Below are 14,994 nucleotides of genomic sequence, written 5' to 3' on the forward strand. Positions count from 1 at the left end.
ATTAACTGGCTCTTACGGTTTTTGCATTTTTCTGTTTGAACAGATAACCGACACCCAGCACGGCAATCCATACCGGGATCAGATAGACCGAAATGCCCATGCCAGGCGTCATCAGCATGATCACCAGCACCGCGGCCATAAACAGCAGGCAGATCCAGTTGCCCAGTGGGTAGAACAGCGCCGGGAAGCGTGGTGTCACGCCCTGCAACTGTTTCGCGCGACGGAAACGCATATGCGCCAGGCTTATCATCGCCCAGTTGATCACCAGCGCGGAAACCACCAGCGCCATCAGCAGACCGAACGCCGATTCCGGTGCGAAGTAGTTGATCAGCACGCACAGCGCGGTGAAGAGCGCGGAAGTCAGGATGGTGTTCACCGGCACGCCGCGTTTATCCACTTTTTGCAGCATTTTCGGCGCGTTACCCTGCTTCGCCAGGCCAAACAGCATACGGCTATTGCAGTAGACGCAGCTGTTATAAACAGAGAGGGCGGCTGTCAGTACCACAACGTTCAGCGCGTTGGCGACGAAAGAGTCACCCAGTTCGTGGAAAATCAGTACAAACGGGCTGGTATCTGCCGTTACGCGGGTCCACGGCATCAGCGAGAGCAGCACCGCCAGTGAGCCAACATAGAAAATCAGGATACGATAGATAACCTGGTTGGTGGCTTTTGGAATGCTCTGTTCCGGGTTATCGGCCTCTGCGGCGGTGATCCCCACCAGCTCAAGACCGCCAAACGAGAACATAATGATCGCCATCATCATCACCAGCCCACCGATACCGTGCGGCAGGAAGCCACCCTGTTCCCACAGGTTACGTACGGTCGCCTGCGGGCCAGCGCTACCGCTGAACAGCAGCCAGCCGCCGAAGATGATCATGGCGACAACCGCGAACACCTTAATAATGGCAAACCAGAACTCCATCTCACCAAACACTTTCACGTTGGTCAGGTTGATGGCGTTAATGATGACAAAGAAGGCCGCAGCAGAGACCCAGGTCGGGATTTCCGGCCACCAGAACTGAATATACTTCCCGACCGCGGTCAGTTCCGCCATCGCCACCAGCACATACAGTACCCAGTAGTTCCAGCCGGAAGCAAAACCGGCAAAGCTACCCCAATATTTGTAAGCAAAGTGGCTAAATGAACCGGCTACCGGCTCTTCCACGACCATTTCGCCCAACTGACGCATGATCAGAAAGGCGATAAAACCTGCAATGGCGTAGCCCAGAATAATACCGGGGCCGGCGGATTGAATGACCGATGCGCTGCCCAGAAAAAGGCCAGTCCCAATAGCGCCACCCAGCGCAATAAGCTGAATATGGCGGTTCTTAAGGCCGCGCTTTAGCTGATCGCCGTGCTGTTGACCTTCCATCATGAAACCTCGTGTGTGGTTATTATGTTTACGCTGTCGTTTGCGTGTAAGAAATAAATTCCATTTTTTGTATTTTATTATTTACGAATTGCTAACGTGATTTTTCGTCTGGCTCTTTCGTAGTGCCAAGAATAGTGGTAAGTGCGCGTGAATGCATCTGCTTTGTGAAGCTGCTATGACGACTGATGAAAAAGAAACCGTTTGTCAGTACCCCAACTACTCCCTTCTCGACCACTTATTTTGTTTCTATGCAAATTAATTGCATAGAAAATCAAAAATTAATCAACTGAATCGGTTCATATGCCTTAACCGGCGTTTCAAGAAAGTTAAAACTGCCTCTTTCGTGGTAAATGAGACATTTGTGCAAGGTTACATCTTTGAAACGTCATTTCTGTAGGATTGTTAAAATGTGCGTGGTTTCCTGATTTCAATCAAAACCTGTATGGACAGAAGGTGAATACTTTGTTACTTTAGCGTCAAGAACGTGAAATTGGTAAGACCAATTTACTCCGGCGAATGGCAGAGACAGGGAACCATGGCCTACAGCAAAATCCGCCAACCAAAACTCTCCGATGTGATTGAGCAGCAACTGGAGTTTTTGATTCTCGAAGGGACCTTACGTCCCGGTGAAAAACTTCCTCCAGAGCGCGAACTGGCGAAACAGTTCGATGTTTCTCGTCCTTCACTGCGCGAGGCCATTCAGCGCCTCGAAGCGAAAGGTCTGCTCCTTCGTCGCCAGGGTGGCGGGACTTTTGTCCAGAGCAGTCTGTGGCAGAGCTTCAGCGATCCGCTGGTAGAGCTGCTCAACGATCATCCCGAATCCCAATTTGACCTGCTTGAAACCCGCCATGCATTAGAAGGCATCGCAGCTTATTACGCAGCGCTGCGCAGCACTGATGAAGACAAAGCGCGTATCAGCGAGCTGCACCAGGCGATTGAACTGGCGCAGCAGTCCGGGGATTTGGACGCGGAGTCCAGCGCTGTCGTGCAGTATCAAATTGCCGTAACCGAAGCGGCGCACAATGTCGTGCTGCTTCATTTGCTACGCTGCATGGAGCCCATGTTGGCGCAAAACGTCCGGCAGAACTTCGAATTGCTGTACGCACGCCGGGAGATGCTCCCGCTGGTCAGCAACCATCGCTCAAGTATTTTCGCGGCGATCATGGCCGGGCAGCCGGAAGAGGCGCGTGAAGCGTCGCACCGCCACCTGGCGTTTATCGAAGAGATTTTGCTGGACAGAAGCCGTGAGCAGAGCCGTCGTGAACGCTCGCTGCGTAGGCTCGAGCAGAGAAAGAATTAAGATTTTCTGGCGCAGTTTGTGCCGGAAGAGTTGTGACACCAGCGCCAAACTTTAGAGCGCGGCAACTAAACGCAGAACCTGTCTTATTGCGTCTTTCCCGAAGGATGCAATGGGACAGGTTCCAGACAAATCAACGTATTAGATAGATAAGGAATACCCCCCATGTCAGAACGTTTCCAAAATGACGTGGATCCGATCGAAACTCGCGACTGGCAACAGGCGATCGAATCGGTCATCCGTGAAGAAGGTGTTGAGCGTGCTCAGTATCTGATTGACCAGCTCCTTTCTGAAGCCCGCAAAGGCGGTGTGAAAGTGGCAGCTGGCACAGGGGCGAGCAACTATATAAACACTATTGCCGTTGAAGATGAGCCGGAATATCCTGGCAATCTGGAACTGGAACGCCGTATTCGTTCAGCTATCCGCTGGAACGCAATCATGACGGTTCTGCGCGCCTCTAAAAAAGACCTTGAGCTGGGCGGCCACATGGCTTCCTTCCAGTCTTCTGCGACCGTATATGAAGTTTGCTTCAACCACTTCTTCCGCGCCCGTAATGAGAAAGATGGCGGCGATCTGGTTTACTTCCAGGGCCATATCTCTCCGGGTATCTACGCGCGTGCGTTCGTCGAAGGTCGTCTGACTGAAGAGCAGATGAACAACTTCCGTCAGGAAGTTCACGGCAAAGGCCTGTCATCTTATCCGCACCCGAAACTGATGCCGGAATTCTGGCAGTTCCCGACCGTATCCATGGGGCTGGGCCCGATTGGTGCGATCTACCAGGCGAAGTTCCTGAAATATCTGGAACACCGCGGCCTGAAAGATACCTCTGAACAAACCGTTTACGCTTTCCTCGGCGATGGCGAGATGGATGAGCCGGAATCCAAAGGTGCGATCACTATCGCTACCCGTGAAAAACTGGACAACCTGTGCTTCATCATCAACTGTAACCTGCAACGTCTGGATGGCCCGGTAACCGGTAACGGTAAAATCATCAACGAACTGGAAGGCATCTTCGCAGGTGCTGGCTGGAACGTGATCAAGGTGATGTGGGGTTCCCGTTGGGACGAGCTGCTGCGTAAAGATACCAGCGGTAAACTGATCCAACTGATGAACGAAACCGTTGACGGTGACTATCAAACCTTCAAATCCAAAGACGGCGCCTACGTTCGTGAGCACTTCTTCGGTAAATATCCGGAAACCGCAGCGCTGGTTGCAGACTGGACTGATGAGCAGATCTGGGCGCTGAACCGTGGCGGTCACGATCCGAAGAAAATCTACGCTGCACTGAAAAAAGCGCAGGAAACCAAAGGTAAAGCGACTGTTATCCTGGCCCATACCATTAAAGGTTACGGCATGGGTGATACCGCTGAAGGCAAAAACATTGCCCACCAGGTTAAGAAAATGAACATGGACGGCGTGCGTTATATCCGCGACCGTTTCAATGTTCCGGTAACCGATGAGCAGGTTGAAAACCTCTCTTACCTGACCTTCCCGGAAGGCTCTGAAGAGTACAAATACCTGCACGAACGTCGCCAGGCGCTGAAAGGCTACCTGCCGTCTCGTCAGCCGAAGTTCTCAGAGAAGCTGGAACTGCCTGCGCTGTCTGATTTCTCCCAGTTGCTGGAAGAGCAGAACAAAGAGATCTCCACCACTATCGCTTTCGTTCGTGCCCTGAACGTGATGCTGAAGAACAAATCGATCAAAGATCGCCTGGTTCCGATCATCGCCGACGAAGCGCGTACTTTCGGTATGGAAGGTCTGTTCCGTCAGATTGGTATTTACAGCCCGAACGGCCAGCAGTACACCCCGCAGGACCGTGAGCAGGTTGCTTACTACAAAGAAGACGAAAAAGGTCAGATCCTGCAGGAAGGTATCAACGAACTGGGTGCTGGCGCATCCTGGCTGGCGGCTGCGACCTCTTACAGCACCAACGACCTGCCAATGATCCCGTTCTACATCTACTACTCCATGTTCGGGTTCCAGCGTATCGGCGACCTGTGCTGGCAGGCTGGCGACCAGCAGGCTCGCGGCTTCCTGGTGGGTGGTACTTCCGGTCGTACAACGCTGAACGGCGAAGGTTTGCAACACGAAGATGGCCACAGCCACATTCAGTCGCTGACTATCCCGAACTGTATCTCTTACGATCCGGCTTACGCATACGAAGTTGCTGTCATCATGCATGACGGTCTGGAGCGTATGTACGGTGAGAAACAAGAAAACGTTTACTACTACATCACCACGCTGAACGAAAACTACCACATGCCGGCCATGCCGGAAGGTGCTGAGGAAGGTATCCGTAAAGGTATCTACAAACTCGAAACCGTTGCCGGTAGCAAAGGTAAAGTTCAGCTGCTGGGCTCCGGTTCTATCCTGCGTCACGTGCGTGAAGCAGCGCAGATTCTGGCGAACGATTACGGCGTGGGCTCTGACGTGTACAGCGTCACCTCCTTCACCGAACTGGCGCGTGATGGCCAGGATTGTGAGCGCTGGAACATGCTGCACCCGCTGGAAACTCCGCGCGTTCCGTACATCGCTCAGGTGATGAACGACGCGCCGGCAGTGGCATCTACTGACTATATGAAACTGTTCGCTGAGCAGGTTCGTACTTACGTACCGGCTGATGATTACCGCGTACTGGGTACCGATGGCTTCGGTCGTTCCGACAGCCGTGAAAACCTGCGTCACCACTTCGAAGTTGATGCTTCTTACGTGGTGGTAGCTGCACTGGGCGAACTGGCTAAACGTGGCGAAATCGACAAGAAAGTGGTGGCGGAAGCCATCACCAAATTCAACATCGATGCAGAAAAAGTTAACCCGCGTCTGGCGTAAGAGGTAAAGAGATAATGGCTATCGAAATCAATGTACCGGACATCGGGGCTGATGAAGTTGAAATCACCGAGATCCTGGTCAAAGTGGGCGACAAAGTTGAAGCTGAACAGTCGCTGATCACCGTAGAAGGCGATAAAGCCTCTATGGAAGTCCCGTCTCCGCAGGCTGGCATCGTTAAAGAGATCAAAGTCTCTGTCGGCGATAAAACCGAGACCGGTAAACTGATCATGATTTTCGATTCCGCCGATGGTGCAGCAGCCGCTGCACCTGCTAAGGCAGAAGAGAAGAAAGAAGCGGCACCGGCTGCTGCTCCGGCCGCTGCGGCTGCCAAAGAAGTTAACGTACCGGATATTGGCGGCGACGAAGTTGAAGTTACCGAGATCCTGGTCAAAGTGGGCGACACCGTTGCGGCTGAACAGTCTCTGATCACCGTAGAAGGCGATAAAGCCTCTATGGAAGTTCCGGCACCGTTCGCGGGTACGGTTAAAGAGATCAAAATCAACACCGGCGACAAAGTTTCCACCGGTTCCCTGATCATGATCTTCGAAGTTGCAGGCGCTGCCCCGGCAGCGGCTCCGGCACAGGCGGCAGCTCCGGCTGCGGCAAGCGCGCCGGCAGCAGCGGCTTCTGGTCCGAAAGACGTTAACGTACCGGATATCGGCGGTGACGAAGTTGAAGTGACCGAAGTGCTGGTAAAAGTGGGCGACAAAGTTTCCGCTGAACAGTCACTGATCACCGTAGAAGGCGACAAAGCCTCTATGGAAGTTCCGGCACCGTTCGCCGGTACCGTAAAAGAGCTGAAAGTAAACGTGGGCGATAAAGTCTCCACCGGCTCTCTGATCATGGTGTTTGAAGTGGAAGGCGCGGCACCTGCCGCCGCTCCGGCTGCTGCTGCGGCTCCGGCTCCTGCTGCTCAGGCGGCAAAACCGGCTGCAGCACCGGCTCCGGCGAAAGCTGAAGGCAAATCTGACTTTGCTGAAAATGACGCTTACGTCCACGCGACGCCGCTGATCCGCCGCCTGGCGCGCGAATTCGGCGTTAACCTGGCGAAAGTGAAAGGCACCGGCCGTAAAGGCCGCATCCTGCGCGAAGACGTTCAGGCTTACGTGAAAGAAGCGATCAAACGCGCTGAATCCGCGCCTGCCGCTGGTGCAACCGGTGGTTCTCTGCCGGGTCTGCTGCCGTGGCCGAAAGTGGACTTCAGCAAGTTTGGTGAAATCGAAGAAGTGGAACTGGGCCGTATCCAGAAAATCTCGGGTGCTAACCTGAGCCGTAACTGGGTGATGATCCCGCACGTTACGCACTTCGATAAAACCGATATCACCGATCTGGAAGCGTTCCGTAAACAGCAAAACGCCGAAGCTGAGAAGCGCAAACTGGACGTGAAATTCACCCCGGTTGTCTTCATCATGAAAGCCGTTGCTGCGGCGCTTGAGCAAATGCCGCGCTTCAACAGCTCTCTGTCTGAAGATGGTCAGAAGCTGACGCTGAAAAAATACATCAACATCGGTGTTGCGGTGGATACGCCGAATGGTCTGGTTGTTCCGGTCTTTAAAGACGTGAACAAGAAGAGCATTACTGAGCTGTCCCGCGAACTGACTGTCATCTCCAAAAAAGCGCGTGATGGCAAGCTGACCGCTGGCGAAATGCAGGGCGGTTGCTTCACCATCTCCAGCATCGGCGGCCTGGGTACCACCCACTTCGCGCCGATTGTGAACGCGCCGGAAGTGGCTATCCTGGGCGTCTCCAAATCTGCAATGGAGCCGGTCTGGAACGGTAAAGAGTTCGTGCCGCGCCTGATGATGCCGATTTCGCTCTCCTTCGACCACCGTGTGATTGACGGTGCTGATGGTGCGCGCTTTATCACTATCATCAACAATATGCTGTCGGACATTCGCCGTCTGGTGATGTAATCGGGAAAGCCGGCCTGACGGCCGGCTTTTTTCTGATAATCTCATTGGGCTTTTGGGGTTATCAGGGGCAAAGGACAAATCGTTTGCCGTTTGTTGTTTCAAAATTGTTAACATTTTTGTAAACTGCGGGCGGATAGAACGTCCCGGTGGATGAAGGGCGACACGAAGTACCCCTGACCGCCGGAAATCAATAAGAGGTCATGATGAGTACTGAAATCAAAACTCAGGTCGTGGTACTTGGGGCAGGCCCGGCAGGTTACTCTGCTGCCTTCCGTTGCGCTGATTTAGGTCTGGAAACCGTCATCGTTGAACGTTACAGCACCCTCGGCGGTGTTTGTCTGAACGTAGGTTGTATCCCTTCTAAAGCGCTGCTGCACGTAGCAAAAGTTATCGAAGAAGCCAAAGCGCTGGCTGAACACGGTATCGTCTTCGGCGAGCCGAAAACCGATATCGACAAAATCCGTACCTGGAAAGAGAAAGTGATCACCCAACTGACCGGTGGTCTGTCGGGTATGGCGAAAGGCCGTAAAGTGAAAGTGGTCACCGGTCTGGGTAAATTCACCGGGGCGAACACCCTGGAAGTTGAAGGCGAAAACGGCAAAACCGTGATCAACTTCGACAACGCTATCATCGCGGCGGGTTCCCGTCCGATTCAGTTGCCGTTCATTCCGCATGAAGATCCGCGCGTATGGGATTCCACCGATGCGCTGGAGCTGAAATCCGTACCGAAACGTATGCTGGTTATGGGCGGCGGTATCATCGGTCTGGAAATGGGTACCGTGTACCATGCGCTGGGTTCAGAGATCGACGTGGTTGAAATGTTCGACCAGGTTATCCCGGCAGCAGACAAAGATATCGTTAAAGTCTTCACCAAACGCGTCAGCAAGAAATTCAACCTGATGCTGGAAACCAAAGTGACTGCCGTTGAAGCGAAAGAAGACGGCATTTACGTTTCCATGGAAGGCAAAAAAGCCCCTGCTGAAGCGCAGCGTTATGACGCCGTGCTGGTGGCTATCGGTCGTGTACCGAACGGTAAAAACCTCGATGCCGGCAAAGCAGGCGTTGAAGTGGACGAGCGTGGCTTCATCCGCGTTGACAAACAGCTGCGCACCAACGTGCCGCACATCTTTGCTATCGGCGATATCGTCGGTCAGCCGATGCTGGCGCACAAAGGCGTGCATGAAGGTCACGTGGCCGCTGAAGTTATCGCCGGTAAGAAACACTACTTCGATCCGAAAGTTATCCCGTCTATCGCTTACACCGAGCCAGAAGTTGCATGGGTTGGTCTGACTGAGAAAGAAGCGAAAGAGAAAGGCATCAGCTACGAAACCGCCACCTTCCCGTGGGCTGCTTCTGGCCGTGCTATCGCTTCCGACTGTGCTGACGGTATGACCAAACTGATTTTCGACAAAGAGACGCACCGTGTTATCGGTGGCGCGATTGTCGGCACCAACGGCGGCGAGCTGCTGGGTGAAATCGGTCTGGCGATCGAAATGGGGTGCGACGCGGAAGATATCGCGCTGACCATTCACGCGCACCCGACGCTGCACGAATCTGTTGGCCTGGCCGCAGAAGTGTTCGAAGGTAGCATCACCGACCTGCCGAACCCGAAAGCGAAAAAGAAATAAGTTTTCGCAGACAATAAGCGCCTCTTCGGAGGCGTTTTTTTTACGCCAATTTTACCAGGTAACAGCGTTTTTCACTGCCAGAGGTATAAATATTACGCAGATTTTGCCGATAGTAACGCCTACGGCCATTCCCGGCGAGATAAGGAGTTTATCGTCATGATCACCGGACTTAATCTGTCATCGCTCTCATCAGCAATGAGAGTGGCGTCAACTTCCCTGGCGAGCACCACGGTTCGCACAACTACCCGTGCTGCCACGCCTGTCGAAGCACCCTCTTCGACAAAAGTGATGTTTGGCAGCCAGACGTCTGATATTGCAGCGGTTTACAGCCTGTCGCCGAAGAAACTCAGCGCGACTTCACCACAAGATTCTGTGATGAAGGGGTTATTGCAGGCAGCCGTCGGCAGTAACTCGTTATCTCCTTTAGGCAGCATTGGCAGCACATTGCTGAGCAATCTGAAAGAGAGTCGTACCGACGTCACCCACGCCGTTACCAGCGCCACAGCGGGAGCCGCGGGTCAGCAATCTGCGGTTTCGCTGGATATCGTGACGCAGTCGGGTTCCACCTTGCACCTCAGCATGGCGCAGAAAGATGATGGCGTGGTGGTGGAGTTAAAAACCGACGGTGAAGCGCTGAATGATGATGAAGCCGCGGCCGTCGCGAACCTGGGCGCATCGCTTGAGAAAGCGCTAAGCGGACTGGGGCAAAATCCGCCGAAAATCGATATTTCCGGGCTAACCAACTTTGACAGCAGCGTGCTGAAATCCGTGGATTTAAAAACGGACGTTCGCGCTGATGATGATTCGGTACAGTCGCTGAATTTCCATGCCAGCACCACCGAACGCTATGTCGCCTATCAGGATAAGGATTTCTCGCTGAAAGTGAGCAGCGACCTGTCGAATCCAACGTTGGCTGGCGACTATGCTCAGCAACAGGCCACGTTAAGCGCCTACGATACCAAGTTTGACAAGGCTCGCTCGACCGGGCACGGCGATCGTGATCAGATGGATGCGCTGAAGTCGGTGTTCCGCGCGTTAAACACCACCGCCAGCGCGGAGCGTACTGCGATTACGGTTGGTGCGGATATTCGCGTTGATAACAGCGGCCAGTCGCAACTGAGCGGGCTGAACGATTTCTCGCTGTCGCTGACGCAGACTGAGAAATCGACCAACCCGGCGCGCGATGATGAGAAAGATCGTTTCTCTTATCAGGCATCCCAGTCGACGACAGAAAACGAGCTCAGCGACGGTTCAAAAAGCGTGAAACAGACCTCGCGCAGCCACATTAGCGCGGCCTGGCATGAAGCGCTCGATCCCTCGATTCCGCTGGCGCTGAATAAGATGAAGTCGTCGCAGAACTACACCTATCATCTGCTGGAAAATGATGAAGAGAGTACGACTACGCTGAATTACAACAACCGTGGGATGCTGGGATCTGTTGGTCACAACGAACAAGTGAATAATCGTGAAACGGTGAAAAAATATGTGCGCGGCGAGCTGGTGGATCAGACGGTCACGCCGTTGCAGTACGCGCGCAGTAACGTGCTTTCGCTGCTGAAATCTGCATAACCCCGTCATCACAAAACGGCTCTGCGGAGCCGTTTTTCATGGTTTTTAGCGTCGATTCTGTTTCGTTAAAACCGTCTGTAGCCTGCATTATTCCGCCCTTAACGATTCAGCAAGTATTTAATGTTGCTTTTTTGTAAACAGATTAACACCCCCTGAAAATCCTGCTATGCTGCCCGACGCGGTTCGCGGATTTACCCTACAAACTGCTGTCTCACAGGAGCGTGAAGAGAAACGCCTGCCGCATTATGACAATGAGAGCGAGGAGAACCGTCGTGCTAGAAGAATACCGTAAGCACGTAGCTGAACGTGCCGCTGAGGGGATTGCGCCAAAACCATTAGATGCAACCCAAATGGCAGGCCTTGTCGAGCTGCTGAAAAGCCCGCCTGCTGGCGAAGAAGAATTCCTGATTGATCTGCTGACCAACCGTGTCCCGCCAGGCGTTGATGAAGCCGCCTATGTAAAAGCGGGTTTCCTTGCCGCTGTCGCCAAAGGCGAAGCCACCTCCCCGCTGGTTACCCCTGAAAAAGCCATCGAACTGCTGGGCACTATGCAAGGGGGCTACAACATCCATCCGCTGATTGATGCGCTGGATAATGACAAACTGGCGCCGATTGCTGCCAAAGCGCTGTCCCATACGTTGCTGATGTTCGATAACTTCTACGATGTGGAAGAGAAAGCCAAAGCGGGCAATGCTTATGCGAAGCAGGTGATGCAATCCTGGGCCGATGCCGAGTGGTTCCTGAACCGTCCGGCGCTGGCGGAAAAAATTACCGTTACCGTCTTCAAAGTGACGGGCGAAACCAACACCGACGATCTCTCTCCGGCACCGGATGCCTGGTCGCGCCCGGATATCCCGCTGCACGCGCTGGCGATGCTGAAAAACGCCCGCGAAGGCATTGAACCGGATCAACCGGGTGCTGTTGGCCCGATCAAACAGATCGAAGCCCTGCAACAGAAAGGTTTCCCGCTGGCGTACGTTGGCGATGTTGTGGGTACTGGTTCTTCACGTAAATCCGCCACCAACTCCGTACTGTGGTTTATGGGCGATGACATTCCTCATGTGCCGAACAAACGCGGCGGCGGCCTGGTGCTGGGCGGCAAAATCGCGCCAATCTTCTTTAACACCATGGAAGATGCCGGTGCGTTGCCGATCGAAGTGGATGTCAGCAGCCTGAACATGGGCGACGTGATTGACGTTTACCCGTTCAAAGGCGAAGTGCGCAACCACGAAACCGGCGAACTGCTGGCCAGCTTTGAACTGAAAACCGATGTGCTGATCGACGAAGTGCGCGCCGGCGGCCGCATTCCGCTGATTATAGGCCGCGGCCTGACCACCAAAGCGCGTGAAGCGATGGGGCTGCCGCACAGCGACGTATTCCGTCAGGCAAAAGATGTGGCAGAAAGTAACCGTGGTTACTCGCTGGCGCAGAAAATGGTAGGGCGCGCATGCGGCGTGCAAGGTGTCCGTCCGGGCGCCTATTGCGAACCGAAAATGACCTCTGTCGGCTCCCAGGATACCACCGGCCCGATGACCCGTGACGAACTGAAAGATCTGGCGTGTCTGGGCTTCTCTTCCGATCTGGTGATGCAGTCCTTCTGCCATACCGCTGCTTATCCGAAGCCGGTTGACGTCACCACGCACCATACGCTGCCGGACTTCATTATGAACCGTGGCGGTGTTTCCCTGCGTCCGGGCGATGGCGTGATCCACTCCTGGCTGAACCGCATGCTGCTGCCGGATACAGTCGGCACCGGCGGTGATTCCCACACCCGTTTCCCGATCGGCATCTCTTTCCCGGCGGGTTCCGGCTTGGTGGCATTTGCCGCCGCGACCGGCGTCATGCCACTGGATATGCCGGAATCGGTGCTGGTGCGCTTTAAAGGCAAAATGCAGCCGGGCATCACACTGCGCGATCTGGTGCATGCTATCCCGCTGTATGCCATCAAACAGGGTCTGCTGACCGTTGAGAAGAAAGGCAAGAAAAACATCTTCTCCGGCCGCATTCTGGAAATCGAAGGTCTGCCGGATCTGAAAGTCGAGCAGGCGTTTGAGCTGACCGATGCTTCCGCTGAACGTTCCGCTGCCGGTTGTACCATCAAGCTGAACAAAGAGCCGATCGTCGAGTACCTGAACTCCAACATCGTGCTGCTGAAATGGATGATTGCAGAAGGCTACGGCGACCGTCGTACGCTGGAGCGTCGTGTCCAGGGCATGGAAAAATGGCTGGCGGATCCACAGTTGCTGGAAGCCGATGCTGACGCAGAATATGCGGCGGTGATCGACATCGATCTGGCGGAAATCAAAGAGCCGATCCTCTGTGCGCCGAACGATCCGGATGATGCGCGTCTGCTGTCTGACGTGCAGGGCGCCAGCATCGATGAAGTGTTCATCGGTTCCTGCATGACCAACATCGGTCACTTCCGCGCCGCCGGTAAGCTGCTGGACAGCCACAAAGGCCAGCTGCCGACCCGTCTGTGGGTGGCGCCGCCAACCCGTATGGATGCTGCGCAACTGACGGAAGAGGGCTACTACAGCGTGTTCGGTAAGAGCGGCGCGCGTATCGAGATCCCGGGCTGTTCCCTGTGCATGGGTAACCAGGCGCGTGTGGCCGATGGCGCAACGGTGGTTTCGACCTCGACGCGTAACTTCCCGAACCGTTTAGGTACCGGTGCAAACGTCTACCTGGCTTCTGCAGAGCTGGCAGCGGTTGCCGCGCTGATCGGTAAACTGCCGACGCCGGAAGAGTACCAGACCTATATTGCTCAGGTTGATAAGACCGCGGTGGACACCTACCGTTACCTGAACTTCGACCAGCTTAATCAGTACACCGAAAAAGCCGACGGCGTGATTTTCCAGACCGCCGTCTGAGTGACAAGCCACCCTTCGGGGTGGCTTTTTTTCCCGCCTCACTGCGCAAATAAGTTTCGTTTAAGCGCAGCAAATATTTCTCAAACCCTGCTATTTCCATAAAAAAACCAGGCTGCTTACGTGCCGCATTTAGCGGGCGCGGGAAGCGATGTTTGCCTGGCTCAAACCGATTGATCAACGGGTGTTGATGGCCAGCGGGTGATTTCTGCGCAGGCAGAAGGATATTTTGCAACGCTTCCGGTTGCTGTGCTGTTTTTCTTGTATTGTGCTGCGATAATTACTGCATAGGCGGTTATCAGGCCTGCAAGAGGAAGCAACTATGGATTACGAATTTCTGCGCGATGTCACCGGAACCGTTAAGGTGCGTATGTCGATGGGGCACGAAGCAGTCGGGCACTGGTTCAATGAAGAGGTGAAAGAGAACCTGGCTCTGCTGGACGAAGTTGAGCAGGCGGCAAAAACAGTGAAAGGCAGCGAGCGATCCTGGCAGCGTGCCGGGCATGAATATACGCTGTGGCTGGATGGCGAGGAAGTGATGGTTCGTGCCAATCAGCTGGAGTTTTCCGGCGACGAGATAGAAGAGGGGATGAGCTACTACGATGAAGAGAGTCTCTCGCTGTGCGGCGTGGAAGACTTTTTGCAAGTGGTGGCAGCCTACCGTCAGTTCCTGAAACAACGCTAACCGGGAGCCTCCTTGCTCCCTTCGCGCGTTACACGGCCGGGATATTTCGGCCGTAGTAGATCTCGCGCATCTCTTTCCACAGTGCTTCGGTGATCTCTTTGCGCTCTTCAGGCGTCAGATCTTCCGGCCTGGTATGGAACATGTAGTGCTTCAGGTCGAACTCCTTCAGCAACATTTTGGTATGGAAGATGTTTTCCTGATAAACGTTAACGTCCACCATGTCATACAGCGATTTCATATCATCAGACATAAAGTTCTGAATCGAATTAATCTCGTGATCGATAAAGTGCTTCATGCCGTTAACGTCACGCGTGAAGCCGCGAACGCGATAATCGACGGTGACAATATCGGACTCAAGCTGGTGGATCAGGTAATTCAGCGCCTTCAGCGGTGAAATCACACCGCAGGTAGAGACTTCAATGTCGGCGCGGAACGTACACAAACCGCCTTCCGGGTGGCTTTCCGGGTAGGTATGTACGCAGATGTGGCTCTTATCCAGATGCGCTACCACCGCTTCCGGCAACGGACCGGGGTGCTCTGTTTTGTCGATCAACTGTGGATCGACCGGTTCTTCGCTCACCAGAATGGTGACGCTTGCGCCCTGCGGTTCGTAATCCTGACGGGCAATATTCAGGATATTGGCACCGATGATGTTACAGGTTTCCGTCAGGATCTCGGTCAAACGGTTGGCGTTATAGAGTTCATCAATGTAGGCAATATAGCCGTCACGCTCTTCTGCGGTTTTGGCGTAGCAGATGTCGTAGATACAAAAACTCAGGCTTTTGGTCAGGTTGTTAAAGCCATGCAGTTTAAGCTTTTTCAATTTTTATCACC

General features: G+C 53.9%; 9 protein-coding genes. 7 read left to right on the forward strand and 2 right to left on the reverse strand.

Annotation, left to right across the window (positions count from 1 at the left end; translation table 11 throughout):
- Window position 1: 1 nt before the first annotated feature.
- Entirely contained in the window at window positions 2–1,375 is a 1,374-nt protein-coding gene (aroP, locus tag C0557_RS03145) for an aromatic amino acid transporter AroP (protein ID WP_208657462.1), read from the reverse strand.
- 532 nt (window positions 1,376–1,907) lie between these two features.
- On the opposite strand from aroP, the gene pdhR reads away from it, so the two are divergent.
- From pdhR to yacL, 7 genes are all read left to right on the forward strand, one after another.
- On the forward strand, window positions 1,908–2,672 hold the full coding sequence (pdhR, locus tag C0557_RS03150) for a pyruvate dehydrogenase complex transcriptional repressor PdhR (RefSeq protein WP_043954981.1): 765 nt from the start codon (window positions 1,908–1,910) through the stop codon (window positions 2,670–2,672).
- Between the two features lie 162 nt (window positions 2,673–2,834).
- The gene (gene aceE / locus C0557_RS03155; RefSeq protein WP_074775033.1) at window positions 2,835–5,498 is read left to right on the forward strand and encodes a pyruvate dehydrogenase (acetyl-transferring), homodimeric type; all 2,664 of its coding nucleotides are present in this window, start codon (window positions 2,835–2,837) and stop codon (window positions 5,496–5,498) included.
- Window positions 5,499–5,512: 14 nt separating this feature from the next.
- Window positions 5,513–7,411: a pyruvate dehydrogenase complex dihydrolipoyllysine-residue acetyltransferase gene (gene aceF / locus C0557_RS03160; protein ID WP_208657463.1), complete on the forward strand. Its 1,899-nt coding sequence runs from the start codon at window positions 5,513–5,515 to the stop codon at window positions 7,409–7,411.
- Between the two features lie 203 nt (window positions 7,412–7,614).
- Entirely contained in the window at window positions 7,615–9,039 is a 1,425-nt protein-coding gene (gene lpdA / locus C0557_RS03165) for a dihydrolipoyl dehydrogenase (RefSeq protein ID WP_007373177.1), read from the forward strand.
- Between the two features lie 156 nt (window positions 9,040–9,195).
- Window positions 9,196–10,608: a hypothetical protein gene (locus C0557_RS03170; protein ID WP_253073777.1), complete on the forward strand. Its 1,413-nt coding sequence runs from the start codon at window positions 9,196–9,198 to the stop codon at window positions 10,606–10,608.
- 272 nt (window positions 10,609–10,880) lie between these two features.
- Window positions 10,881–13,478, forward strand: coding sequence for a bifunctional aconitate hydratase 2/2-methylisocitrate dehydratase (acnB, locus tag C0557_RS03175; RefSeq protein ID WP_208657464.1), 2,598 nt, complete (start codon window positions 10,881–10,883; stop codon window positions 13,476–13,478).
- 319 nt (window positions 13,479–13,797) lie between these two features.
- The gene (yacL, locus tag C0557_RS03180; protein WP_043954975.1) at window positions 13,798–14,160 is read left to right on the forward strand and encodes a protein YacL; all 363 of its coding nucleotides are present in this window, start codon (window positions 13,798–13,800) and stop codon (window positions 14,158–14,160) included.
- 28 nt (window positions 14,161–14,188) lie between these two features.
- Here the strand turns inward: yacL and speD are convergent, their stop codons facing one another.
- On the reverse strand, window positions 14,189–14,983 hold the full coding sequence (gene speD, locus C0557_RS03185; RefSeq protein ID WP_074775042.1) for an adenosylmethionine decarboxylase: 795 nt from the start codon (window positions 14,981–14,983) through the stop codon (window positions 14,189–14,191).
- Window positions 14,984–14,994: the final 11 nt, after the last annotated feature.

It is taken from the genome of Kosakonia sp. MUSA4, from assembly GCF_013085925.1.
In the GTDB taxonomy this organism is placed as follows: Bacteria; Pseudomonadota; Gammaproteobacteria; order Enterobacterales; family Enterobacteriaceae; genus Kosakonia; species Kosakonia sacchari_B.